24 protein-coding genes are annotated in these 24,770 nt (G+C 71.2%); 9 read left to right on the forward strand and 15 right to left on the reverse strand.

What is annotated here, in order from left to right; translation table 11 throughout:
* From QE374_RS10990 to ald, 4 genes are all read right to left on the reverse strand, one after another.
* A complete protein-coding gene (locus QE374_RS10990) occupies positions 1-768 on the reverse strand; it encodes a hypothetical protein (RefSeq protein ID WP_309734827.1) in 768 nt (255 codons plus the stop codon).
* Positions 758-1,369, reverse strand: coding sequence for a TetR family transcriptional regulator (locus QE374_RS10995; protein ID WP_309734829.1), 612 nt, complete (start codon positions 1,367-1,369; stop codon positions 758-760). The genes QE374_RS10990 and QE374_RS10995 overlap by 11 nt, the downstream gene beginning before the upstream one ends.
* Entirely contained in the window at positions 1,369-2,166 is a 798-nt protein-coding gene (locus QE374_RS11000; RefSeq protein WP_309734831.1) for an SDR family NAD(P)-dependent oxidoreductase, read from the reverse strand. Before QE374_RS11000 ends, QE374_RS10995 begins: the two co-directional genes overlap by 1 nt.
* A 240-nt stretch (positions 2,167-2,406) precedes the next feature.
* The gene (gene ald / locus QE374_RS11005; protein ID WP_309734834.1) at positions 2,407-3,498 is read right to left on the reverse strand and encodes an alanine dehydrogenase; all 1,092 of its coding nucleotides are present in this window, start codon (positions 3,496-3,498) and stop codon (positions 2,407-2,409) included.
* 149 nt (positions 3,499-3,647) lie between these two features.
* On the opposite strand from ald, the gene QE374_RS11010 reads away from it, so the two are divergent.
* Positions 3,648-4,151: an Lrp/AsnC family transcriptional regulator gene (locus QE374_RS11010; protein ID WP_309734836.1), complete on the forward strand. Its 504-nt coding sequence runs from the start codon at positions 3,648-3,650 to the stop codon at positions 4,149-4,151.
* 167 nt (positions 4,152-4,318) lie between these two features.
* Here QE374_RS11010 and QE374_RS11015 read toward each other — a convergent pair whose 3' ends face one another.
* Positions 4,319-4,951, reverse strand: coding sequence for a TetR/AcrR family transcriptional regulator (locus QE374_RS11015; RefSeq protein ID WP_309734838.1), 633 nt, complete (start codon positions 4,949-4,951; stop codon positions 4,319-4,321).
* A gap of 65 nt (positions 4,952-5,016) precedes the next feature.
* Here QE374_RS11015 and QE374_RS11020 point away from each other — a divergent pair, with 65 nt between their 5' ends.
* Genes QE374_RS11020 through QE374_RS11030 form a run of 3 tightly spaced genes read left to right on the forward strand, consistent with a single transcriptional unit; the run spans position 5,017 to position 8,110 of the window.
* Positions 5,017-5,691: a class II aldolase/adducin family protein gene (locus QE374_RS11020; protein ID WP_309734840.1), complete on the forward strand. Its 675-nt coding sequence runs from the start codon at positions 5,017-5,019 to the stop codon at positions 5,689-5,691.
* 5 nt (positions 5,692-5,696) lie between these two features.
* Positions 5,697-6,506, forward strand: coding sequence for an aminoglycoside phosphotransferase family protein (locus tag QE374_RS11025; protein WP_309734842.1), 810 nt, complete (start codon positions 5,697-5,699; stop codon positions 6,504-6,506).
* Positions 6,503-8,110 carry a glycerol-3-phosphate dehydrogenase/oxidase gene (locus QE374_RS11030; RefSeq protein WP_309734844.1) on the forward strand — a complete coding sequence of 536 codons (1,608 nt, stop codon included), beginning with the start codon at positions 6,503-6,505 and terminating at the stop codon, positions 8,108-8,110. Before QE374_RS11025 ends, QE374_RS11030 begins: the two co-directional genes overlap by 4 nt.
* 155 nt (positions 8,111-8,265) lie before the next feature.
* Here QE374_RS11030 and QE374_RS11035 read toward each other — a convergent pair whose 3' ends face one another.
* Entirely contained in the window at positions 8,266-9,249 is a 984-nt protein-coding gene (locus QE374_RS11035; RefSeq protein ID WP_309734846.1) for a TIGR03557 family F420-dependent LLM class oxidoreductase, read from the reverse strand.
* A 117-nt stretch (positions 9,250-9,366) separates the two neighbouring features.
* On the reverse strand, positions 9,367-10,563 hold the full coding sequence (coaBC, locus tag QE374_RS11040; protein WP_309734847.1) for a bifunctional phosphopantothenoylcysteine decarboxylase/phosphopantothenate--cysteine ligase CoaBC: 1,197 nt from the start codon (positions 10,561-10,563) through the stop codon (positions 9,367-9,369).
* 50 nt (positions 10,564-10,613) lie between these two features.
* Here coaBC and QE374_RS11045 point away from each other — a divergent pair, with 50 nt between their 5' ends.
* Positions 10,614-11,339 carry an NRDE family protein gene (locus QE374_RS11045; RefSeq protein ID WP_309734850.1) on the forward strand — a complete coding sequence of 242 codons (726 nt, stop codon included), beginning with the start codon at positions 10,614-10,616 and terminating at the stop codon, positions 11,337-11,339.
* A 1-nt stretch (position 11,340) separates the two neighbouring features.
* Here the strand turns inward: QE374_RS11045 and QE374_RS11050 are convergent, their stop codons facing one another.
* Positions 11,341-11,667 carry a hypothetical protein gene (locus QE374_RS11050; protein WP_309734852.1) on the reverse strand — a complete coding sequence of 109 codons (327 nt, stop codon included), beginning with the start codon at positions 11,665-11,667 and terminating at the stop codon, positions 11,341-11,343.
* A gap of 73 nt (positions 11,668-11,740) precedes the next feature.
* On the opposite strand from QE374_RS11050, the gene QE374_RS11055 reads away from it, so the two are divergent.
* The gene (locus QE374_RS11055; RefSeq protein WP_309734854.1) at positions 11,741-12,055 is read left to right on the forward strand and encodes an ATP-dependent DNA ligase; all 315 of its coding nucleotides are present in this window, start codon (positions 11,741-11,743) and stop codon (positions 12,053-12,055) included.
* A 91-nt stretch (positions 12,056-12,146) separates the two neighbouring features.
* Positions 12,147-12,287 carry a hypothetical protein gene (locus QE374_RS11060; protein WP_309734856.1) on the forward strand — a complete coding sequence of 47 codons (141 nt, stop codon included), beginning with the start codon at positions 12,147-12,149 and terminating at the stop codon, positions 12,285-12,287.
* Here QE374_RS11060 and QE374_RS11065 read toward each other — a convergent pair.
* The 6 genes from QE374_RS11065 to QE374_RS11090 all read right to left on the reverse strand — a co-directional run bounded on the left by QE374_RS11065 (position 12,265) and on the right by QE374_RS11090 (position 20,815).
* Positions 12,265-13,482 (reverse strand): prolyl oligopeptidase family serine peptidase, encoded by a 1,218-nt coding sequence (locus QE374_RS11065; protein ID WP_309734858.1) that lies wholly within the window; start codon positions 13,480-13,482, stop codon positions 12,265-12,267. The genes QE374_RS11060 and QE374_RS11065 overlap by 23 nt on opposite strands.
* Before the next feature lie 35 nt (positions 13,483-13,517).
* On the reverse strand, positions 13,518-14,918 hold the full coding sequence (locus tag QE374_RS11070; RefSeq protein WP_309734860.1) for an aspartate aminotransferase family protein: 1,401 nt from the start codon (positions 14,916-14,918) through the stop codon (positions 13,518-13,520).
* A gap of 393 nt (positions 14,919-15,311) precedes the next feature.
* The gene (locus tag QE374_RS11075) at positions 15,312-17,612 is read right to left on the reverse strand and encodes a glycoside hydrolase family 3 N-terminal domain-containing protein (protein WP_309734862.1); all 2,301 of its coding nucleotides are present in this window, start codon (positions 17,610-17,612) and stop codon (positions 15,312-15,314) included.
* Entirely contained in the window at positions 17,612-18,505 is an 894-nt protein-coding gene (locus QE374_RS11080; protein WP_309734864.1) for a carbohydrate ABC transporter permease, read from the reverse strand. Before QE374_RS11080 ends, QE374_RS11075 begins: the two co-directional genes overlap by 1 nt.
* A complete protein-coding gene (locus QE374_RS11085) occupies positions 18,502-19,515 on the reverse strand; it encodes a sugar ABC transporter permease (protein WP_309734865.1) in 1,014 nt (337 codons plus the stop codon). The genes QE374_RS11080 and QE374_RS11085 overlap by 4 nt, the downstream gene beginning before the upstream one ends.
* 13 nt (positions 19,516-19,528) lie before the next feature.
* Complete coding sequence (locus QE374_RS11090) at positions 19,529-20,815, reverse strand: extracellular solute-binding protein (RefSeq protein WP_309734867.1); 1,287 nt, start codon at positions 20,813-20,815, stop codon at positions 19,529-19,531.
* A gap of 192 nt (positions 20,816-21,007) precedes the next feature.
* Between QE374_RS11090 and QE374_RS11095 the strand changes: the two genes are divergently transcribed.
* Positions 21,008-22,012: a LacI family DNA-binding transcriptional regulator gene (locus QE374_RS11095; protein WP_309734869.1), complete on the forward strand. Its 1,005-nt coding sequence runs from the start codon at positions 21,008-21,010 to the stop codon at positions 22,010-22,012.
* A 48-nt stretch (positions 22,013-22,060) separates the two neighbouring features.
* On the forward strand, positions 22,061-23,581 hold the full coding sequence (locus tag QE374_RS11100) for a family 43 glycosylhydrolase (RefSeq protein WP_309734871.1): 1,521 nt from the start codon (positions 22,061-22,063) through the stop codon (positions 23,579-23,581).
* Here QE374_RS11100 and QE374_RS11105 read toward each other — a convergent pair.
* Complete coding sequence (locus tag QE374_RS11105; RefSeq protein WP_309734874.1) at positions 23,568-24,725, reverse strand: ROK family protein; 1,158 nt, start codon at positions 24,723-24,725, stop codon at positions 23,568-23,570. The genes QE374_RS11100 and QE374_RS11105 overlap by 14 nt on opposite strands.
* Positions 24,726-24,770 lie beyond the last annotated feature (45 nt).

The raw sequence follows: 24,770 nt of genomic DNA on the forward strand, positions 1-24,770 counted from the left end.
TCACGCTCCGAGGTAGGCGCCGACACGGTCGAGGATGCGGCTGGTGTTGTCGACGAGGGGGATGAAACCGCGCATGGCGAGCCTGCCGTCGCAGACGCAGGCCAGCGCACTGTCGCGGCCGCTGATCACACCACCGGCGACGTCGAGGTCGGCGAAGCGGAGGGCGGCGCGCGGCGGGTCGGACAGTTCGTCGTCGAGGCGGATGCGGTGGTTCTTCACCTCGAGGCGGTAGCGCAGCTCGTCGCCGATCTCGAGGTCGAGATCGCCGTCGGGCATGTGCGCGGCGGAGAAGCGCCCGCTGGTGTCCTCGTTTCCGACGACCGCGATCGCTCGTGCGGCGACCTCGAGGGTGAGTAGGGTGCTGCGGCGGCGGAACTCCGCATCCTCGAGGCGTTCGTCATCGGGCTTCAGGTAGACCCCGAGCAGATCCGTGAGCGGTGTGAACACACGCGTCAGGAACCGGATGCCGGCGGGGCCGGCGATCGGGATGGGCTGCGCGGTTCCGGCGATGACGGCGTTGAGATGTTCGACCGAACGGAACATCAGCGTCGGTCCGCGACCCTCGGACACCGGCGCGATGCCGTCCGGGGAGAATCGGTATCGCGTCACGGGGATCCCCGGTGCGACGAGCGACAGCGTCGTCGGCGCGGGCAGGGTTCCAAGGATGCGTCCGGCCTCGGGCACCAGCTCGACCAGGCGGGGAAGCGCCCCCAGCACGGCTCGCGCGTTGGTGAGCGCGAGCACGCGGGCATCGGTCTCAGTCAGCATCGGTGGTCTCCTTCACGGGGGTGGCGTAGGCGGCGAAGGCATCGGCGAGCAGGCGGATGTGGCGGCGTGCCGCATCCGAATCGCGCGTGCTGAGCCACGAGAGGGTGAGTCCGTCCAGGCAGCTCGCCAGCGACCACGCGAGATCGTCGAGCGGACGTGTCCAGGCGATGCCGGCGAGTTCGGCGGCGTACGAGAGGCTGGCGCGCGCCGCGACGCGGTAGGTGGCCCACTGGCGCCCCACCGCCTCCGGATCGTGCCGCATGGCGTGCGTGGCGACGTCGAGCAGGGTCATCTCGCGCTGGGGCTCCGACTCGAGCAGCCGCAGGTAGGCGTCCAGCCCGCGCGCCAGCACCTCGGCGCAGGTCGCGTCGGTGTCGGCGTCCATCCACGCCGCGAGGCGCTCCTGCTCGGTGATGTGCTCGACGATGGCGGCGATCAGGTCGTCGCGCGAGGCGAACACGTAGTGGAATGCCCCCAGCGGCATATCGGCCTCGGCGACGATCGCGCGCGTCGTGGCCGCCGCCAGTCCCTCGCGCCCGATGACCCGCACGGCCGCGTCGAGTAGCTCGCTGCGGCGCTCCTCGAAGGAGAGCCGGCGCATCAGGCGCCCCTTCCCGCGCGCTCGGTCGCGGCGCGGCCGACCCTGAGCGTGAGCCGGCGCGGAGCGAGCTTGGCACCGATCGACTGGATCCGGTTGCCCCAGCCGACCGTGACGACGGGTCCGCGGCGGGCGTCGAGGGCTGCGAACGTCGCGTCGAGCACCTCGTCGATCGTGCCGACGCGGCCGACCTTGAACTGCTCGGAGCCGGAGGCCTCGAAGAACTCGGTCGCCGTCGGGCCCGGGCACACGGCGAGCACCCGCATCCGGGACCCGCGATTCTCCTCCCAGATCGACGCCGTGAGCGAGGTGAGGAACGCCTTGCACGCGCCGTACACGGCGAGGTTCGGGGTGGGCTGGTGACCGGCGATGCTGGAGACCATGAGCAGGATGCCGCCGTCGGCGGCGAGGAGGTCGGGCAGCAGCAGCCGCGTGAGCACGGTGGGTGCGATCACGTCGACCGCGATCTCCTGGGCGATCCGCGCGGGGTCCTCGCCGGCGAAGGCCCCGGCGGTGCCGAATCCGGCGCAGTTCACCAGCACCTCGGCCGTGAGGGAGCGCTCCGCGAGCGCCGCCGCGATCCGCGCGGGAGCGGCGGGATCGGTGAGGTCGGCGGGGATCACATCGACGTCACGGCCGTGCTGCGCGCGCAGCGCGGCGGCGAGCTCCTCGAGCCGGTCCGCTCGGCGGGCGATGAGCACGAGGTCGTGGCCGCGGGCGGCGAAGCGCTGCGCGTATCCGCGCCCGAGCCCCGAGCTCGCCCCCGTCACGACCGCCACGGGTCGTCGCGTCTCCTGCATGTGAGCCTCCTCCGCAACTGCGCCTTCGCAGTTGGACGTTTGACCAAGTTGGTTCATGAAAGCGCACGCACCCCGCGCAGGGCAAGCATTCGCCGCGATTCGCAGGTGGGGGAAACGCCGCCGTAATCTGCGGGCGTGTGGGAGGTACGCCAACCGCCCCGCAGAACGAACGGGAGAGATCGTCCTGCGGGGCGGAGTCGTGCGACGGCGGATGCGAGGCGTCCTCGCATCCGGCCGACGTCAGGCGCGGGGCTTGTCGGGGAAGGCGGCGGCGACCCCCGCGTTCGCGATCCGGCCGTGGAGCGTGTTGAGCCCGAGCGCGAGGGCCGCGTCGTCGGCGAGCGCACGCTCCCAGCCCTTGTCGGCGAGGGCGAGGGCGTAGGGCAGCGTCGCATTGGTCAGGGCGGGGGTCGACGTGCCCGCCGCGGCGCCCGGCATGTTGGCGACGCACGAGAAGATCGTCGGGCCGACACGGAACGTCGGGTCGTCATGGGTCGTCGGGTGAGAGTCTTCGAAGCAGCCGCCCTGGTCGATGGCGATGTCCACGAGGACGCTGCCCGTCTTCATCCGTTCGACGATCTCGTGCGAGACGAGGTGCGGGGCCTTCGCCCCGGGGATGAGGACGGCGCCGATGACGAGGTCCGCATCCAGCACCGTCCGCTCGATCTCGTACGCGCTGGATGCCACCGTGCGCACCGCGCCTCGATACAGGTCGTCGAGCTGACGCAGCCGCGGGATCGAGATGTCGAGCACGGTGACGTCCGCACCCAGCCCGACGGCCTGCGCGACCGCGTTGCTGCCGGCGATGCCGCCGCCGATGACCGCGACCTTCGCGGGGCGCACGCCGGGCACCCCGGCCAGCAGCACACCGCGGCCGCCCTGCGAGCCCAGGAGGTGGTAGCCGCCGCTCAGCACGGACAGACGCCCGGCCACCTCGCTCATGGGGGCGAGCAGCGGGAGGGAGCGGTCGGGTAGCTGAACGGTCTCGTACGCGATCGCCGTCGTGCCCGCCGCGAGCAGCGCGTCGACGAGGTGCTCATCGGCCGCCAGGTGCAGGTAGGTGAAGAGGGTGAGATCGTCACGCAGGTAGCCGTACTCGGAGGCCACCGGCTCCTTGACCTTGAGCACGAGCTCGGCCGACCAGGCCTCGGCGACGTCGACGAGGCGAGCGCCCGCGGCGGCGAACTCCTCGTCGGTGATCGAGCTGCCGGTCCCGGCGCCGCTCTGCACGGCGACCTCGTGGCCGTGCCGCACCAGCTCGCGCACGCCGGCGGGCGTGGCGGCGACGCGATACTCGTGGTTCTTGACCTCGGCGGGGATTCCGATGCGCATGGGCGCCGTCCTTCGTGTCGATGTACCAGGATGTTCGTCTGGAGCGGGCCGAATCTAGAAGAAATGCGTGTCAGAATCACTACCTGACGAAGAGAATTCTCTGTGGTGAGATAATTCCGGATAATCTCCGGCCGGATGCGGGGTGGGGCATGACGCAGGCGCAGAACCGACGGGCGGATCCGGTCGACGAGCGCATCCTCTGGGAGCTTCGTCGCGATGCATCCCAGACCAACGCGGCGCTCGCCGCACGGGTCGGGCTCTCGCCCTCGGCGACGCACGCGCGCGTGCGGGCCCTGCGGGAATCCGGAGCCCTCGGCTCGGCGCACGCCGACGTGGACTTCGCCGCGCTGGGTCTGCCGCTCCAGGCCATCGTCGCGGTGAAGCTCCGCGCGCAGGCGCGACCGGCGATCAAGACCTATGCCGAGAAGGTCTCGCGCCTCCCGAACGTCCTGAACCTCTTCTTCCTCGGTGGTCAGACAGACTTCCTCATCCACGTCGTCACGACCTCGCCCGAGCAGCTGCGCGACTTCGTCGCCACGCGCCTCAGCATGGATCCCGCGGTCGCCTCGACCGAGACCCAGATCGTGTTCGACTGGGTGCGTACCTCGGCTCGTGCGGCCGGCTTCGACGACATGCGCGGCCCCATCGGCTGACCCCGCCGCATCCCGTCCTCTTCGTGCCCTTCACCCGCGAGACTGCATTTCCCGCACGAGATCACGGGGTTTACCCGTGATCTCGTGACGAAGATGCAGTCTCGCGGGAAATGGATGGGGGCGGGGGCCGCGCCGCGGGAGCCGCGCCGGGCGCGTGGGGGCGGGGGTCAGGGCTGGAGGTAGCGGCGCAGCAGCAGGCGCAGCTCCTGCAGGGTCTGCTCCTGCGCGGCGGGCGGGACGGCGAAAGCGTCGTGCAGCACGGCGTCCGCGGCGAGGAACGCCACCCGCGCGCGGGCCGTCGCATCCGTCTCGTCGCGGGTCAGCCCGCTGGCATGGAGGAGGCGCGCGGCGGCCTCGGCCATCCGCTGTTTGTGGGCCGCCCGGTCCGCGTCGATCAGCCCGCCGGTCGAAGCGGTGCCGAGGGTGCGCACCACGTCGCGATCGCGGTAGATCTCGGCGACGGCGTCGATCACGTGGCCGACGGGGTCGGCGGGTGGCGTGCTCTCGCGTGTCAGGACGACCGCGTCCTCGAGCAGGGCCTCGAGCCGTGCGTGGTACTCGGCGACCAGCGCGCGCACGATCGCGTCGCGATCGGGGAGGTACTGATACAGCGCGCCCACGCTGACTCCCGCGGCCTCAGCGACGCGGGGGAGAGTCAGTGCAGCGACGCCCTCTCGTGCCACGAGCGCGGATGCGGCCGCCAGTGCACGCGCCACCTTCTCGCGCGAGCGCTGCTGGCGCGGCGCACGGTGCAGCGGGATGCGGTCCCAGTCGGGCTCCGTCGCTGCGAGAGGTGTCACGGCCGCCATCCTTCCGCCAGAAACCAAACTTGACTTTGGTTTGTCCTCGCGGTCATGCTAGCGCCATGACAACGACGTCAGACATCTCCGCCGCGCGCGTCGCGGTCGCCGACGCCTCCCGATCCCTCGCCGAAGCAGGCCTTCTCGTCGGCACGGCCGGCAACGTCAGCATGCGCGTGGGAGAGCTCGCCGCCGTGACGGCGACCGGCGCTGTGCTCGGCGAGCTCACCCCGGAACAGGTGACGATCGTCACCCTCGACGGCGAGGTCGTCGAGGGTGACTGGGCACCCACATCCGAGACGGCTCTGCATCTGGGCGTGCTGCGGCACGCGCCCGCGGATCAGGTCGGCGCGGTGGTCCACACCCACGCGCCGATGGCGACGAGCCTCTCGCTCGTGCTCGACGAGGTGCCGGTCGTGCACTACCAGCAGCTGCTTCTGGGCGGAGCGCTGCGGGTGGCGCCCTTCCATCCGTTCGGCAGCGTCGAGCTCGCGCACGCCGTGGGGGCAGCGCTCGACGGTCGGCTCGCCGCGCTCATGGCGAACCACGGTGCCGTCGCCCTCGGGCGCGACCTCGTGCACGCGGTCGAGAACGCGCTGCTGACGGAGTGGATCTGCGACCTGTACTGGCACGCGCGAGCGATCGGGCAGCCCCGGGCACTCGACGCCGCTGCGCAGCACGCGGTCGTCGAGGCCGCCACGCGTCGCGGATACGGCCAGCCGCAGCGGGCCGGACGATGAGCGCCGTGGGCTCCCGACCGATCGCGCGCGGCCGGTCCGCCGAGGTCTTCGCCGACGGTGAGGACCGCGTCGTCAAGCTCGCCTTCCCCGGTGTCGACGCCGCCGAGGTCGCACAGGAGGTGGCCGCCTCCCGCCTCGCGCACGAGCTCGGCATCACCCCGGTGCGCTGCCACGGGGGTGTCGAGGTGGACGGACGCCACGGCATCGTGTTCGATCGCATCGACGGCATCCCGCTCACGGCCGTCGCCGAGCGCAACATCCTGCGCCTGCCCCAGGTGGGCAGCACGCTCGCGACCGAGCACCTGTTCGTCCACCGCGCGCACACCGACCGGTTGCCCGATGTGCGCGAGATCGCCGTCGCTCAGCTCGACACCCCCGCGCTCTCGGCCCTCACACCGGTCGAACGGGATGCGGTCGCCCGCCGCATCCGCGCGCTCCCCGCCGGCGATGCGGTGCTGCACCTGGACTTCCACCCGCAGAACGTGTTCGTGCTGGCCGAGCGGAACGTCGTGATCGACTGGCAGACGGCGGTCGCAGGCCAGCCCGCGGCGGACGTCGCCCTCACCCGGCTGCTGTTTCGCGAGGCGGAGCTCTTCCCGGGAACATCCGCGCCGATGCGCGTGGTCTACGGGGCGGTGCGCCGCATCCTGCTGCGCTTCTACCTGCGCTCGTACCTGCGTGCCGGCACCGTCAGCGTGGCCGACCTCGATCGGTGGGAGATCGCCGCGCGCGTGCTGCGGCTGGGGCTTCTCGACATCCCGTCCGAGCGCGCGCGCATGATCGCCGGCATCCGCGCAGACCTGGCGGCGGTATGAGTCTGCGACGCGCTCTGCCGAACGGTGCGGTCGACGTGCTGGTCGTCGGCGGCGGGATCACCGGGGTCGCGACGGCCTACGAGGCCGCCAGCAGGGGACTGTCGGTCGCGCTCGTCGAGGCGGGCGACCTCGGCGGCGCCACGAGCGCGGCCACCGGCAAACTCATCCACGGCGGGCTGCGCTACCTCAAGAACCTTGAGGTGCGCCTCGTGCGCGAGTCCCTCGCCGAGCGACGCACCCTGCTCTCCATCGCGCCGCACCTCGTGCGCCCGATCGGCATGGTGCTGCCCGAACCGGGACTCATCGAGCATCTCGGCCTGACCGCGTACGACGCGCTGTCCTTCGACCGCAACCGGATCGGGGATGCGGCAGCGCACATCCCCCGGCACCGTTCGCTGTCCGCATCCGAACTCGTCGATCGGGGCCTGGGATGGATGCGGCACGGCATCCTCTACTACGACGCGATGATGCTCTCGCCCGAGCGTCTCACGCTCGCGTTCGCGGAGGCGGCCGCCTCCCATCGCGCGACCGTCTCGACCTACACACGGGCGACGCAGCTGCTCGTGCGCGCGGGCCGCGTCGTCGGCGCCGAGGTGCACGATCTCGTGTCGGACGAGACGGCGGAGATCGCGGCCACGGTCACGATCGACGCGACCGGCTCGTTCTCCCACGACTTCCTCGCCCGGACGCCCGCGCTGCGCGAGGTCATCGGGCCCGCGCCCGCGGTGCGCTCCGAGGGCATCTACCTGGTCACCCGCCGCCTCGGCGAGACGATGGTGCTCACGGTGTCGTCCGGCGGGCACTTCAGCGTCGCCCCCTGGCGGGACCGGAGCCTGATCGGACCCACCGAGACGCCCTACACCGGCCCGGTCGACGAGTGGCGGCTCACTCTGGGGGCGATCGAGCGGTTCATCGCCGAGATCAATGCGGGCGCGAAGCTCCCGGAGCCGCTGACGCTCGACGATGTCACGGCCGCGTACGGGGGTCTGCGTCCGCTGGCCGAGTCGGCGGGCGCCGACACCTACCGGGCCTCCCGCGCATCCGATCTCGTCGATCACGCGCGTCACGGGGTGGAGGGTCTGCTGTCGGCGCTCGGCGGGAAGTACACGACCTCCCGCGCGTTCGCCCAGCAGATCGTCGACCGGCTGGGCGGGCACGGCCTGCGTCCCGCGCCCTCGAGGACGGCGACGACGCCGCTTCCCGGTGGGGATGTCGAGGACGTCACCGCCGCGCGGGCCGTGCTGCGCCGGGACGCGGCGGGGTTCGGACTCGCCGCGGATACGGCCGAGGTGCTCTTCGCCCACTACGGCAGCAGGGCCCGCTCCGTGCTGGCGCTGGCCGCATCCGACACGCGTCTCGCCGAGCGTGCCACCTCCGACGGCGAGCCGCTCGCCGCCGTCGCGTGGGCCGTGCGCGATGAGGCGCCCGAGCACCTCACGGACGTGCTGCTGCGGCGCACCGGAATCGGACGCCTCCAGGATCCCGGCGAGCGCATCCTCGGTCTCGCTGCCGACATCATGGCCGAGGCCCGGGGCTGGGGCCCTCAGCGCATCGCCGCGGAGCTCGACGCGGCGCGCACCGCCGTCCGCCTGCCGGTGGACTGACCGCCCGAGGCCCGGTCACTGCGACATCTGCACGGTCGTCGGGGCAAGAGTGACCGGGCGGGGCGGATGAGGCACCGCATCGGTAATCGGCCGTGCACACGTCGCGCCACCGCGGGGGCGGATGGGCAGCCGAGCAGCGCCCGCACCCCGGCAGGTCAGAGCGCGCGGAGCCTCTCCAGCAGGGGAGCGGCGACCTCGGTCACGAATCGCTCCTGCTGCGCGTCGCCGATCTGCACGATGGCGACGTCGGTGAAGCCCGCATCCAGGAACGGTCGCACGCTCTCGGCGAGCTCGTCGAGGTCCGGCCCGCACGCGATCGAGTCCGCGACGTCCTCCGGACGCACGAACTGGGATGCGGCCGCGAACCCGGCGGGAGTCGGGAGGTCGGCGTTGACGCCCCAGCCGCCGCCGAACCAGCGGAACTCGTCGTGCGCGCGGGCGATCGCCGCCTCGCGGTCCGGATCCCAGCTGATCGGGATCTGGCCGATCTTGCGGCTCTCGCCCGACTCCGATCCGCCCGCCGGGTGCTTGTCGTCCCATGCCTGCACGAGTTCCGCATCCGGCTCGACGGCGATGAGGTGCTCGGCGAGGTCGACGAACTTCTCGATCGAGCTGTCGCCCGACACCGCGACGCCGATGGGCACGCCGCCGTCGGCGTTGTCCCAGATGCGGGCGGAGTCGACGCGGAAGTACTGGCCGTCGTAGGTGACGAGCTCGCCCGTGTGCAGGGCCCGGATGATCTCGATCGCCTCGACGAGCATGTCCTGGCGCATCTGCACGGCCGGCCAGCCCTCTCCGACGACGTGCTCGTTCAGGTTCTCGCCGGAGCCGAGACCGAGCGTGAAGCGCCCCTCGGACAGAAGCTGCAGCGTGGCGGCCTTCTGGGCGACGATCGTGGGGTGGTAGCGCATCGTCGGGCAGGTGACGTAGGTCATCAGCTCGACGCGGCTCGTCGCCTGCGCGACCGCTCCCAGCACGGTCCACGCGTGGGGCGCATGGCCTTGACTCGTCAGCCACGGCGAGAAGTGGTCGCTGGAGACGAGGAAGTCGAATCCCGCCTCCTCCGCGCCGGCGGCGTAGCCGACGAGCTCGCGCGGCCCGCTCTGCTCGGTCATGAGGGTGTAGCCGAAACGTGTCATCGCTTGGTCCTTACGTGAGGGGTGTCAGCGACGCTAAGCCCCGCGACTCCTCCCGCCGTGGGCCTTGCGCCCGGCCCGCGGATGCGGCAGGCGACGAACGAGAGGGCCGTGGCCTGATCAGCGCAGGCCGAGCACCGCGTCCCAGACCGCCTCGGCCACCTCGCGCTTCGAGCCGGAGGCCTCCGTCTCGGCGTCCTCGGTCAGCAGCAGTGCGGTGTTCTCGTCGGACTCGAATCCCTCGCTCCAGCCGACGCGGTTGACGACGAGGAGATCGGCGCCCTTGCGCCGGCGCTTGCGGCGCCCGCGCTCACGCAGCTCGTCGCCGGATGCGGTCTCGGCGGCGAACCCGACGATGGTCTGACCGGGGTGGCGTGTGCGTGCGAGACCCGCCAGCACATCGGGGTTCTCGACGAGGTGCAGCGTCAGCGTGCCGTCGCCACCCTCCTTCGTGAGCTTCGTGTCGGCGACCTCGCTCACGCGGTAGTCCGACACGGCGGCGGCCATCACGACGACGTCCGCGACGGATGCGGCGGCCACGACCGCATCCTGCAGCTCGGCGGTCGTGCCCACGTGCGAGATGTGGATGCGGGGGTGGGCCGCGGCCGAGACGAGCACAGCGGCCTCCACGTGCGCGGCGACGAGATCGACGTCGGCTCCGCGGTCGGCGGCGGCCAGGGCGAGGGCGATGCCCTGCCGTCCGCTCGAGCGGTTGCCGATGAAGCGCACCGGGTCGAGCGGCTCGCGCGTGCCGCCCGCGCTGACGAGCACCCGCAGGCCCTGGAGGTCGGGCGCGGACACCGCGCCGAGTGCTGTGCGCAGGATGTCTGCCGGCTCGCTCATCCGGCCCGGCCCGCTGTCGCCGCCGGTCAGGGGCCCGTCGTCGGGGCCCGCCACGATCACACCGCGGCTGCGCAGAGTCGCCATGTTCGCGCTCGTTGCAGGGTGACGCCACATCTCGGTATGCATCGCCGGGGCGATGACCACCGGCGCGGTCGTTGCGAGCAGCGTCGTGCCGAGCAGGTCGTCGGCGATGCCGGCGGCCATCTTGGCGATGGTGTTCGCGGTGGCGGGTGCGACGATGACGAGGTCCGCCTGTTGCCCGAGGGAGACGTGGCGTACGCGCGCGACGTCGTCGTGCACCGAGGTGGTGACCGGGTTGCGACTGAGGGCCTCCCAGGTCGGCAGGCCGACGAAGCGGAGGGCATCGGCGGTGGGGACGACGTGAACCTCGTGGCCGGCGCGAACGAGGTCGCGCACCAGATGTACCGTCTTGTATGCGGCGATGCCGCCCGTGACTGCGACGACGACGAACATGTCTCGATTGTCGCATCCGGCCCCGCCTCCCGAAGGAGACCGTTCCCCCGATGTGCACCGTGATCGTCCGCGTGCCCGAGGACGCGAGTGAACCCACGCGCCTCGTCGCGATCCGCGACGAGGACCCGAACCGGCCCTGGAACCGGCTGGGCCCCTGGTGGCCGGACGCCTACCCCGGGGTCATCGGGGTGCACGACGTGAGAGCCGGCGGCGCATGGCTCGCGGCCGACCCCGCGGCATCCCGGCTGGCGGTCCTGCTGAATCGCGCCGACACCTCACCTCTCGCGGACGACGCGGTCACCTCTCGCGGCGTGCTGCCTCTGGAGGCGGTGGCGGGCCGCGTGCCCGAGGAGGCGCCCCCGACACGAGGCTTCAACCTGCTCGACGTCTCGCGCGGCGGCGCCCGGGTGATCTCCTGGGACGGCGAGGCGGTGCGCGAGAGCCTGCTGAGCCCCGGCACCCACATGATCGCCCACGATGACCTCGACGATCCGCGCACCGCGCGCATCACCCACTGGTTGCCGCAGTTCGCCGCGCTGGCCGATGACGAGTCCGGCGACGACTGGTGGCGCACCTGGCTGGAGGTCATCGAGCGCAGCGCGGAACTCGAGGCGACGGACGACCGAGCGCTCATCCGGGATCACCGCCATCTCGGCATACCGACGCTGTCGCTGCTCGTGTGCGTGGCGAGTGTCGGGGGAGCCGGCGGCGTGGACGTGCGCTACGCGGACCTTCCCGCACCGGGGCACTGGGGCCCGGTCACCCCGACCGCGTGAGTCAGGAGGCCGTGGGGGCGGAGTGGGTGTCGAAGTGCTCGGCGACGAGCATGATGCCGCCCGACGAGTTGGCCGAGTTGGCCAGCTCCTCGACCCACTCACGGCTGAGCATGGCCGGCTCCGGGTCGTCGAAGACGAAGCGCAGCGGGATCGACGGGTGCAGCCAGAGCGTGCTGCGGCCCCGTGGCTGGTCGTCGGGGTGCCGCCACGACAGCGTGAAACTCTCACCGCGGCGCAGCTTGGTCGCGATGACGACCTTGAGATGCGCGAGAGCACGATCCTCGATGTGGATCGGCGTGCTGCCGCCGCCGTAGTAGATGGTTCCCATGCGCACACCCTAATCCCGACCCACCGGGAACGGGAGGTCATGGCATCCGGGCCGCGCTGGTTATGCTCGTACCGTGGGCCGATTCATTTACGACACCGCCTCGAACGCCGTCGAGATCGAGGACAGGACTCTCGCGCATCTGCGCATCGTCGTGATGAACAAGCTTCGCCGTGGCGAGCCCTTCATGTTCGACGTCGAGGTGGGCGACGGCAGCGGCCGTCGCAGCTTCTGGGTGCACCCTTCCGTGCCGATGCAGTTCCACTTCTACGGTTCGCGTCAGCCGAAGATCAACCGCGCCTGGGTCGAAGACCTCATGCTCGCCGCATCCGGCCCGCACGGGCTCTCGATCGTGCCGGAGCCGGCCGACGAGCCCGTCGAGCACGGCTGAGACGCTCTACGGCGCCCGACGCGGACTGTCAAGGGATCTCGGGCTCCTCTCGCGGATGCGGCAGGCTTGTCTTCCGCAGGAGGTGAGGCCGATGCGCCCCCGCGACGAGAACGCTCAACCCGATCCGCCCGAGGCGGGCGGGCTGTTCGACAGCGTGCCCGGCATCGACGTGGTGGACGGCGAGCTGCTGCCGAGAACGAATGGTCCGGTCAGTCCCGGATCGTCGCGCTGAGCCAGTCGAGCACGCGCTCGTGCACGAGCGTCCTCGCGAGCGGCTCGCAATGCCCGTCGGCTCCCTCGGCGGCGGTGAAGCGCAGGACGTGCGAGACCTCCGGCGTCATGGCTGCCAGCCTCTCCGACTGACCGGGCCAGAACTGCTCGCCCTCGGGGGAGGTGATCAACAGCGGCGTGTCGATGCGCGCCGCCTCGGCATCCGTGAGCGCGAACTCCCGGATGCGGCGGATCACCGCGGCGTACCCGCCGCGTCCGACGGGGCGGGCGCGGAACGCCCACGTCGACGCGAGGTCGCCGGAGAACCGCATCCCGAGAGCCATGTCGCGGTCGAACTGCGCGTCCTTGCCCTCGTCGAGGAGCCTGCCGAGCGATGCCGGCAGATGGTCCGTCCACGACGTCGACACGTCGACGACCCCGGGATCGACGACAGCGGCGGCGAAGCGGTGCTCGCCGGAGAGCGCCCGCGGCACCCAGTAGCCGGCTTGGCTGATGCCCCACACGATCAGGTGGTGCTCGTCGACGTAGCGGTGGCTCGCGAGCTCGTCGACGACGGGCGCCAGCACGTTCTCCCAGTCCGGGCGGAACGGCACTCCGTGCTCGAACAGCAGGGATTGCTGGCCGGGTCCGTCGAAGACGTAGGCGTGGAAACCCCGCGCCAGGGCGGCGGCGACGCCGGTGCCCCACAGTGAGCTGATCGAGCCGTCGCTGCCGTTGACGAAGATGATCGTCGGGCGCGGGCCCGCCGCATCCGCGTGGAAGAGATAGCCGGGCATCGTGGTGCCGTCGAGCGGAACGTCGATCCGGCTCATGCGCACGCCGGCGTCCGCCGCGAACGCGTCCCACGCGGCGCGATGGGCGGCGAAGAGAGACGCGGCGCGTTCCGCGTCGTCAGCGGCGGATGCGGCGTCCACCGCGACGGCGAGGTAGTTCGCCGCGCGCAGCGACGCCCAGCGCGCCGTGTCGGCGCGACCGGTGGCGGCCGCATCCTGCGCGTCCCGCGCGACGCGTTCCCCGAGTGCCTGCCACGCCGACAGCCACGTCGCCGCATCCTTCGCCTTCACGTCGCCGACCGCCGCGAGGACCTCGCCGATGTCGGCGCCGCCGGAGGGCGCGAGGCCGAGCACGCAGCGCACCGCGAAGTCGCGATCGGCCGAACGCGCGAAAGGAGCGGCGAACACACTGGTGTGCGACATGATCCCCCCGAATCGTCTCTGTGTCCGACAGTGTGTCAGAGGCGCTGCCAGGCCTCGGTGAGCACACCGCGCAGGATCTGCTCGATCTCGTCGAACTCCGTCGGTCCGATCGTGAGCGGCGGCGCGAGCTGGATGACGGGATCCCCGCGGTCGTCCGCGCGGCAGTAGAGTCCCGCGTCGTACAGCGCCTTGGAGAGGAACCCCCGGAGCAGCCGTTCCGACTCCGCTTCGTCGAACGTCTGCTTGGTCGCCTTGTCCTTGACGAGCTCGATGCCGAAGAAGTACCCGGCGCCGCGGACGTCTCCGACGATCGGCAGGTCGGTCAGCCGTTCGAGGGCGGCGCGGAAGAGGGGAGAGTTGGCGCGGACGTGCGCGTTGAGCTGCTCCTCCTCGAAGATGTCCAGGTTCTCGAGCGCGACCGCGGCCGAGACGGGATGCCCCGCGAAGGTGTATCCGTGCGCGAAGCTGGTCGTTCCCGTGGCGAACGGCTCGTAGATGCGGTCGCTGACGATCGTGCCGCCGAGGGGGGAGTAGCCGCTGGTGACCGCCTTGGCGAAGGTGATCATGTCGGGCTGATAGCCGAAGGCGTCGGCGGCGAAGTACTCGCCGACGCGGCCGAACGCGCAGATGACCTCGTCGCTGACGAGCAGCACGTCGTACGCGTCGCAGATCTCCCGCACGCGCGTGAAGTAGCCGGGCGGAGGAGGGAAGCATCCGCCGGAGTTCTGCACCGGCTCGAGGAAGACGGCGGCGACGGTGTCGGGGCCTTCGAACAGGATCATCTCCTCGATGCGATCCGCCGCCCACCGGCCGAACTCCTCTTCCGAGGAGCCGGAGAAGCCCATCTCGGCGGCACGGTAGAAGTTGGTGTTGGGGACGCGGAAGCCGCCCGGGGCCACCGGCTCGAACATCTGCTTCATGCCGGGAAGGCCCGTGATCGCGAGCGCCCCCTGCGGGGTGCCGTGGTAGGCGATGGCGCGGGAGATCACCTTGTGCTTGCCGGGCTTGCCGACGAGCTTCCAGTAGTTCTTGGCCAGCTTGAACGCGGTCTCGACCGCCTCGCCGCCTCCCGTGGAGAAGAAGACGTGGTTCAGATCGCCCGGGGCGAGATCGGCCAGTCGGTCGGCGAGCTCGATCGCGGCCGGATGGGCGTACGACCAGATCGGGAAGAAGGCGAGCTGTTCGGCCTGACGGGCGGCCGCCTGGGCGAGGCGTCGCCGACCGTGGCCCGCGTTGACGACGAACAGGCCGGCGAGCCCGTCGATGTAGCGGCGCCCCGCCGCATCCCAGATGTGATGCCCCTCGCCGCGGACGATGATCGGGACGCCGTCGGGCGAGTCCATCGTGGACTGCCGAGCGAAGTGCATCCAGAGGTGGTCGCGCGCCTTGCTCTGCAGGTCGGCGATATCGAAGGACGGGGAGGGCTCATCAGTCATGTCGGCGCCTTTCGTTGCGCCCGACGATACTCCCGCCTCCGTACCCGCCGGACGGTCCCCTTCTCCTCCCCCCGAGTTGCGTCGCAGGTGCGCAGATGCGCCACTTCTGCGCACCTGCGGCAGAGGTCAACTGTGGCGGTTGCGCAGAAGTGTGGCGGATGCGGGATGCGGGATGCGGGATGCGGGATGCGGGATGCGGGATGCGGATGCGGGATGTGGGCGGGCGGCGTTTCGTCTCGCTGCGCTCGCTCAACGACCGGGGCGGGCTGCGCTCGCTCAACGACCGGGGCGGGCTGCGCTCGCTCAACGACCGGGGCGGCGCTGCGGGAGGGCACGAAGAGGCCGGCGCGCGATCTGTCCCCCCAGCGCGCGCCGGCCCGTCTCGTGCAGCGCCTATGACGCGATGCTCACCACCGTGAGCCGCTCGTCGCGCGCCGTGATCTCGTGCACCCCTCCCACCAGAGTGATGTCGGCGGACGTCTCGCGCTCGTCGCAGGACGGTCCGACCCAGACCTCGAGGGCGCCGGGCTCCACGACCCGCCGATAGCCGCGGTCGGAGAAGGCGAGTCGCGCGGCGGGGACGGCGAACTCGACCGTGGCACGCTCGCCGGCGGCCAGCGCGACGCGGGCGTAGCCGACGAGCTGCGCGACCGGGCGGACCACGGAGGCGACGGGGTCGTGCGCGTACAGCTGCACCACGTCGACGCCGGATCGGTCGCCGACGTTCTCGACCACGACGCGTGCCGTGAAGCCGCCCGCGGTGCTCGCATCGGCATCCACCTCGAGGTCGCGGTGTGCGAAGCGCGTGTAGGAGAGACCGAAGCCGAACGGACGAACCGGGGTGCTGTCCGCGTTCGTGATCTCGTTCGCCGCGCCCAGCGGCGGGTGCAGGTAGCTGTACGGCTGCGCGCCCGCCGACCGCGGCAGGGAGACGGGCAACCGACCCGACGGTACCGAATCCCCGGCGAGAAGGGACGCCAAGGCAGTGGCGCCCTCCTCGCCGGGGAAGAATGACTGCAGCACGGCGGCGGGCGCCCTCTCGCCCTCGAGGGCCCAGTCGATCGCGTAGGGGCGGCCCGACAGGACCACGAGGACGACGGGCGTTCCCGTGGCGACGATGCGCTCCACCAGCTCCCGCTGCACGCCGGGCAGCTCCAGCGACTCCACGTCATTGCCCTCGCCGACCGTCCCCCGGCCGAAGAGCCCGGCGCGGTCGCCCACCGCGACGATCGCCACCTGCGCGCCGAGGGCGGCATCGATCGCCGCGGTGAAACCGGAGCGGTCCTCTCCCTCCACGGCGCATCCCTCGGCGACGTCGAACGGCGTCCCGGGATAGCGCGCCACCAGCGCCTCACGCAGCGACGGGATCTCGAACCCCATCGGCACACCCGGATGGTGCGCCAGCACGTGGTTGGCGAAGGAGTAGCAGCCCATCAGCGCCGAGGCCGCATCCGCGTTCGGTCCGATCAGGGCGATGCGCGACGGCTCGGCGAGCGGCAGGACGCCGTCGTTGGAGAGCAGCACGATCGACTCGTCGGCCAGCCGGCGTGCGAGCGCGCGGTGACGAGGGGTGTCGAGATCGACGGATGCGGGTGCCGGCTCCTCGAAGGTGGCATCGAGCAGGCCGAGCTCCTCCTTCTGGATGAGCACGCGCAGCACCGCGCGATCGACGTCTTCGACCGGGACCCGGCCGTCGCGGACGCGCTGGGCGAGGGGCTCCGCGTACGCGTCGCCGGTGGGCAGCTCCACGTCGATCCCGGCCGCGAGCGCGAGCGCCGCCGCCTCGCCGCGGTCGGCGGCGATCTTGTGCATCGTCTCGAGGAACGCGACGGAGAAGTAGTCCGAGACCACGACGCCGTCGAAGCCCCACTCCTCGCGCAGCAGCCCCGTCAGCAGTTCGCCGGATGCGGCCACCGGGACGCCGTCGATGTCGGCGTAGGAGTTCATGACGCTGCGAGCCCCGCCGTCGCGGACGGCCATCTCGAACGGCGGCAGGAAGACGTCCTGCAGCTCGCGCCGACCGGCATGCACGGGGGCGTGATTGCGGCCCGCCTGTGAGGCCGAGTAGGCGGCGAAGTGCTTGAGGGTCGCATGCACGCCCGCATCCTGCAGCCCCCGCACGTACGCGGTTCCGACGGTGCCGACGAGGTAGGGATCCTCGCCGATGCACTCGTCGACGCGCCCCCAGCGCGGGTCGCGGATGACGTCCAGCACAGGCGCGAGGCCCTGGTGGATGCCCAGCTCGCGCATCGACTCGCCGATGACCTCGCCGACCTCGGCCACGAGCTCCGGATCGAACGCCGCGCCCCAGGCGAGCGGGGTCGGGAACGTCGCCGCCTTCCACGCGGCGAGGCCCGTGAGGCACTCCTCGTGCACGATCGCGGGGATGCCCAGACGCGTCTGCTCCCGCAGTCGGCGCTGCTCGGACCACAGCCACTCTGCTCGCTCGACCGGGTCGACCGGACGCGTGCCGTAGACCCGGGTGAGGTGGCCGATGCCGTGCACCGACGCATCCGCGTACCGCGTGGAGCCGGCCATCTCGCCCGCCATCGGCGCCACGACCTCGTCGCCCTGGTCGATCCAGAACCCGACGAGCTGCGCGAGCTTCTCGTCGAGGGTCATCCGTCCGAGCAGATCGACGACGCGAGAGCTGGGGGCGGCGGCGGAGACGGCCGCATCCTGTTCGAGCGACATCAGCCCTTCACCGCCCCGGTCAGACCGCCGACGATGCGACGCTCGAAGAGGCTGAAGAACACGAGGGCGGGAATCATCGACAGCGAGGTGAACGCGAGCACCTTGGCCGTGTCGACCGAGTACTGCGACGCGAACGCCTGCGTGCCCAGCGGCAGCGTGAAGGACGCCTCGTTGTTGAGGATGAACAGCGGGAGCATGTACGAGTTCCAACTCTGGACGAAGACGAGGATGCCGACGGTGATGATGCCGGGCACCGCGAGGGGGACGACCATGCGCCAGAAGAAGCCGAGGCGCGAGCATCCGTCGATGGATGCGGCCTCCTGGAGCTCATGGGGGATCGCCGCGAGGAAGGGCACGAGGATGATGATCGTCATCGGCAGGCCGAAGGCGATCTGGGGCACGATGACGCCGGCGAGCGAGTTCATGAGTCCGAGGTCGCGCACCAGGATGTACAGGGGCGTGATCGCGACCGTCATCGGGAACATGAGTCCGGCGGTGAACAACGCGTAGAACGCACCGCGTCCGCGGAAGTTGTACCGCGCCAGCGCGAAGGCGGCCATGAGCCCCAGGGCGACCACGAACAGCGTCGTGGCGACGGCGGCGATGAGCGAGTTGCCCACCTGGCGCCAGAAGACGCCACTGACCAGGACGTTGACGTAGTTCTCCCAGTTCCACGTCGTCGGAAGACCCGACGGATCGAGGGTGATCTCGGAGTTCGTGCGGAACCCGCCGAAGATGACGTACGCGACGGGCGCCAGCATCAGGGCGACGAGAACGAGGGCGACGAAGTAGACGGCGAGGTTGGACGACTTCCGCTGGCCGGGAAGGCCGCTCGAGTGTCGGCGGGTCGGAGTGCGCCGGCCCGGGGTGACGACGGCAGCGGTGGCGGTCATCGGGCACCTCCCGTGATGGCGCCGGCGGTGTCGCGGCGCAGGACGAAGCGCTGGTAGAGCAGTGCGACCGCCAGCGAGATGAGGAACATGACGACCGCGACCGCGCTGCCGTAGCCGTAGCTGCCGGCGTTGCGCCCGTTGGCGACCATGTAGGTGGCCATGGTGGAGGTGCCCGCCGTCGATGCGACGTACTGACCCCACACGATCCACACGAGATCGAACAGCTGGAGCGATCCGATCACCGAGAGGAACGCCCAGATCCGGATCGTCGGTCCCATGAGCGGCAGGACGATGTGGCGCTGGATCTGCCAGTAGGACGCGCCGTCGATCGCGGCCGCCTCCGACAACTCCTCCGGGATGCCCTGAAGACCTGCGAGGAAGAGGATGACGGCGAAACCGACGTACTTCCACGTGATGATGACCATGAGGGTCCAGATCGCGAGCGAGGGGTTCGAGATCCAGTCGTTCGCGAGAGCGCCGAGCCCGATCTTCTCGAGCAGCCCGTTGAGTGCGCCGTTCGACTGCAGCAGCAGCCCCCAGCCGAGGCCGACGACGACCTCGGAGATGACGTACGGCACGAAGATGAGCACGCGGATGAGGGACTGGAACCGCATCTTGCGGTTCAGCAGCAGTGCGAGCCCCAGAGCGAGCGGCCCCTGCATCACGAGCGACATGACGACGATGAAGCCGTTGTGGCCCAGGGCCTCGTGGAAGGCCGGGTCCGTGAGGATCGTGACGTAGTTGCGGATGCCGACGAAGTCGGTGGGGGCGCCGTAGCCCGACCAGCTGAAGAAGCCGTAGAACGCCGCCATCACGACCGGGAAGATCACGAACGAGACGAAGACGATCAGGGCGGGGCCGAGGAGCAGAAGCAGCTCGGCGCGCAGGCGCCACCTGCCCCCGCGTGGGCGGGGCCGGGTGGACGATGCCGCGGATGCGGCACCGCCCACCGGCGGAAGGCTGTCCGCCGCGTCAGCGACGGTACTCGCGTGTTCGCGAACGGAAGCCATCGTCATCGACCTCTCAGGACTTCGCGGCGGCGGCGTTGACGGCGTCGACGATGCCCTGCGGCGTGCCCTTGCCCGCGAACAGGTCGACGACGGCGACGTTGAGCGCGTTGCCCACGTTCTGGCCGTACAGGGTGTCCAGCCACACGACCACGTAGGGGGCGTTGTTGTAGCTCTTGAGGATGTCGACCAGAGCGGGGTCGGTCACCACGCTCTGTGCCTCGGTGGATGCCGGAAGGGTCTGGAACGCCTTCGCGTAGCCCTCCTGGTTCTCCTTCTCGGCGATGAAGTTCAGGAAGTCGACGCACTGCTTGGGAGCGTTGACCCAGCAGCTGAAGCCGTCGACGCCGCCCATCATGGCGCCCGCCTCGCCCTTACCGCCCGAGACCTCGGGGAAGGGGAACCACTTGAGGTCGGCGAGCGGCTCCTCGTTCGGCGTCAGCGAGGCGATCACGCCCGGGTCCCAGGCGCCCATGAGCTCCATCGCGGCCTGGTGGTTGGCGAGCAGACCGGCCGACGAGCCGGCGCCCTGCTGTGCGGTCGTGGTGAGGAAGCCGTCGTTGAAGGGGTTCGTCTTGATGAAGGCCTCGAGGTTCTTGCCCGCCTCCAGCCAGCACGGGTCGTCGAAGGACCGGTCGGAGGCCGCCTTGTCGAGGGCATCCTTCGAGCAGGCGCGCAGGGCGAAGTTGTAGTACCAGTGCGCGGCGGGCCATGCGTCCTTCGCGCCGACGGCGATCGGGTCGATGCCCGCCGCACGGAGCTTCTCGTTGGCCGCCTCGAGCTCGTCGATCGTGGTGGGGGTCTCGGTGACGCCGGCCTGGGTGAACAGATCGGACGCGTAGTAGATGCCGGAGGGCAGGACGGCGGTCGGAACGCCGTAGTTCTTGCCGTCGATCGCGAAGGCCGAGAGCGAGCCGCCCATCGCGTCCTTCGTCGCCTGCGAGAGGCCGTCGGTGAGGTCCATGGCTTGCCCTGCCTTCACGACGTCGGCGAGCTTGCCGCCGCCGCGGGCCATGAAGATGTCGGGCGCGTCGCCGGAGTTGAGAGCGGTCTGGAGCTTGCCGTCCATCTCCTCGTTCTGGATCGACTGGATCTCGATCTTGACGCCGGGGTTGGCCTTCTCGAAGGCGGCGGCCGTGTCGACCCAGTACTGCTTGCCGTCGCCCGTGGTCGAGTTGTGCCAGAAGGTCAGGGTGACATCGCCGCCGCTGTCTCCGCCGTCGCCTCCGCCGCTACAGCCGGCGAGCGCGAGCGCGCTCATGGCCAGCGCAGCAGCACCGACCAGCAACTTCTTGGTTCTCATGTGATCCACCTTTTCTCTTCATCGAGTCGCACCTCGAGGTGCTGCTGTGGGCACGAGCATCCGTGGCGTCGCTGCCTCGACGTGGCGTCGTGCGGGGGCCCGAAGGGTTCCGAGCGGTGTCAGTGTGGCAAGCACCCGAAAAGGTGTCAAACGTTTTCGAAAACCTTTTCCGGTGGTCTACGCTGAGGCGTCATGGTCCGAAGGGTCACGATCCACGACGTCGCCGCCGCCGCCGGCGTGTCCGTCGCGACCGTCTCGAAAGCCGTCAACGGCCGGTACGGCGTGGCGGAGGAGACGGTGGCGCGCGTGCTGTCGGCGGTCGACGAACTGGGGTACGAGTCGAGCCTCGTCGCCTCGAGCATGCGCTCGCGACGCACGGGCGTGATCGGCGTCCTCGTCGCCGATTTCGAGCCCTTCTCCGCGGAGGTGCTCAAGGGCGTGGGCAGTGCGCTGGCCGACTCCGGTCACGATGTGCTCGCCTACAGCGGATCGCACCAGGAGGGGACGGGGTGGGAGCGGCGCTCGCTGAGCCGCCTCAGCGGAACGCTCATCGACGGCGCGATCATGGTGACGCCCACGATCGTGAACGTGACCTCGGATGTGCCGATCGTCGCGGTCGATCCGCACACCGGGCGTGCCGATCTCCCGACCGTCGAATCCGACAGCTTCACCGGCGCGCAGCAGGCGGTTCGCCATCTCGTCGAGCTCGGGCACCGTCGCATCGGCTTCATCGCCGGACGACCGGATCTGCGCTCCTCCGCCGCGCGAGACGCGGGCTACCGGGTGGCGCTGTCCGAGGCCGGCATCCCGTTCGACCCGCACCTCGTCGGCGTCGGCCGCTATCACGGCGACATCGCTCGTGAGGCCGCCGTCCAGATGCTCTCCTCGCCCCACCGCCCCACCGCGATCTTCGCCGCCAACGACCTCTCCGCGCTCTCGATCATCGACGTCGCGCATGAACTGGGGCTCTCGGTGCCGGAGGATCTGTCGGTGATCGGGTTCGACGACGTGCCCGAGGCCGCACGCGCGGCGCTGCCGCTGTCGACCGTGCGCCAGCCGATGCAGCGCCTCGGCGCCGCGGCCGCGACCATGGTCCTCGCCCTCATGAACGGCGAGGAACTGGATGCGACACACGTCCGCCTCGCCACGCGACTCGTCCCGCGTGCCACCACCGCCCCGCCGCGCGCGGGGCACTGAGACCACCGCCCGCGCGGCGGCACCCGACCATCACGCGAAGGAGCATCCATGGGTCGTTACCGCAATCCCATCCTGCCGGGCTGTCACCCGGATCCCAGCATCTGCCGGTTCGGCGATCGTTACGTCCTGGTGACCTCGAGCTTCGAGTACCTGCCGGGTCTTCCCGTGCACGTCTCGGACGACCTCGTGAACTGGACGCTCGCCGGGCACGCGCTGCATCGCCCGGGGCAGATCGACCTGTCCGGGCTGACCTCGTCCTCCGGCACGTACGCGCCGACGGTGCGCGAGGTGAACGGCCGGCTCGTCGTGGTGTGCACGGTCGTCGGACCCGAGGAGGGCGAGTGGGCGGGGCGCACCGGCCACTTCCTGGTCACGGCCGACGCCCCTGAGGGCCCCTGGTCCGACCCGGTGTGGATCGACGGTGTCGGCGGATTCGACCCCTCGATCACGGTCCACGGCGATCGCGTCTGGCTCTGCGGCACGCGGGAGGCCGTCGAGGGCTACTGGCCCGGCCGTACCGAGGTCTGGGTGGCCGAGCTCGATGTCGCCACGGGCGCGCTGCGCAGCGAGCCCGTCGTGATCTGGACGGGGGCCGCCGTCGGGGCGGTCTGGGCCGAGGGCCCGCACCTGCTGCCGCATCCGGATGGTGGATGGATGCTGCTCGTCGCCGAGGGCGGCACCGACCTCGAGCACGCGGTCTGCGTCGCCTACGCCGATCGCATCGATGGTCCGTACGCGGGGGATGCGGGAAACCCGCGCCTCTCGCACCGCGATCTCGGACCCGTGGCTCCCATCGTCGCCGTGGGGCACGCCGACCTGGTGGACGACGTCGAGGGGCGCAGCTGGGCGACGGTGCTGGCGCTGCACCCCGTCGACGGGCGACGGGGGATCCTCGGGCGCCGGACGTCCCTCGTGCCGGTCGGGTGGGCGGACGGCCGTCCGCTGTTCGCGCCCGGCGTCGGGCGGGTCGAGCAGGTCGTGACGGCGGACGGCGTCCCGGATCAGCGGCCGTGGCCGACCCACGTCGAGGAGCACTTCACGGCCGAGCGCCTCGACCTCGAGTGGAACGGTGCCGGCCGCTTGCCCGAGGAGATCGCGACCTGGGGCTCCGACGGCCTGCTGCTGCCCGGGGGCGCCGAGCCGTCGAAGACGGCGGGGGTCTCGTTCCTCGGCCGACGACTGCCGGACGAGAACAGCGAGGCGTCGCTGCGCCTGCGGATCACTCCCGCAGGCGACGGGTTCCGTGCGGGCGTGCTGCTGCGGGTCTCCGACGCTCAGCAGCTGGAGCTGTCGGTGACCGGCGCGGGAGAGGCGATCGCGGTGCTCGCCGGCGCTGAGATCGGACGCTTGCCGCTCGGACGCGACGCCGTCGGCGACGAGCTCGAGCTCACGGTCCGCGTCCGCGACCTCACGGCGCGGCTCTTCGTGGGCGAGGAGGAGGTGGCCTTCTGCGAGCTCGACGTTCTGGCCCCGCAGCCGCCGCGGGGATTCATCGGCGCCTGGGTGGGGCCGGTGGCGGTCGGAGCGGGTGAGGCGCGCATCACCCGCTTCACCCTCAGCGCGGGCTGAACTCCGAGGGGTCGGCGAGGAGGTCGGCGAAGGCGAGCTCGCCGGCCCCGATCAGCAGACGGTCCTCGGCGAGCGAGGCGAGGCGCAGCTCGAGGGTCTCCGCGCATGCGGGCATCGCCTGGGCGCGCACCGCTTCGCCGAGCGCGCCCAGGTCGCTCGCGCACAGCGCCGCGAGGAACCCGCCGAGCACGACGACGCTCGGGTTGAGGACGTTCACCGCGTTCGCCAGTGCCGTCGCGAGGATCCGTTGCTGCCGTTCGATCTCGGCGCGGGCGTCTCCGGATGCGGCGGCGACCGCATCCGTGAGCTGCGCGTCGTCGGCATCGCTCAGACCGAGCGCGGCGAGCAGGAGCGAGCGGTTCACCTCGTCCTCCAGGACGCCGCCGGGCACCCGGCGGTCCGCCGCGTCCTCGATCCCGGGGCGGTTCTGCCCGAACTCGCCGGCGTATCCGCCGGTGCCGCCCAGCGGGTTCCCGGCGACGATCACGCCGCCGCCGATGCCGCTCGCGCCGCCGTTGAGGTACACGACGTCGGCCGTGCCGCGGGCGGCGCCGAACAGGTGCTCGGCGAGCACGCCGAGACTCGCGTCGTTCCCGATGGCGGTGGCCAGCCCCGTGGCATCGCGGATGAGGTCGGCGAGGGGGACGTCCCGCCACCCGAGGTGAGGAGCGTCGCGCACGAGACCGTCACCGGCGCGGACGAGGCCGGGGACGGCGAGTCCGACGCCGACGATGCGGTGATCGGCGAGCTCCGCCCGTCGCCAGCGGTCGATGTGCTCGGCCACGAGCGCCGCGGTCTCGGTGGGCGTGGGCGCCTGGGCCATGGTGACGCGCGCGCGGGCGGGGATCGAGAGATCGAGCCCGACCGCGGCGAGGGTGACCGCGTCGACCTCCGGGTTGACCGCGATCGCCACCGTGCGCGACTGCGCCGCGACGATCGGGGAGGGGCGTCCTGCGCGCCTCGCGGGGTCGGGCGCCTTCTCGGCGACGAGCTGCTGCGCCGCGAGCTCGGCGACGAGGGCTGCGACCGTCGAGCGGTTCAGCCCCGTCGCCTCGGTGAGGGCGGCGCGCGAGAGGGCGCCCTCGCGGTGCACGAGTCGAAGGATGCGGGAGAGGTTGCGCTGCCGCATGCCGATGGCGTCCATGGCTCCAGTGTAGTAAGTTGCGAATAACAACATATCCGCCTCGCA

Origin of the sequence: Microbacterium sp. SORGH_AS_0428, from assembly GCF_031453615.1 — a bacterium.
Taxonomy (GTDB): Bacteria; Actinomycetota; Actinomycetes; order Actinomycetales; family Microbacteriaceae; genus Microbacterium.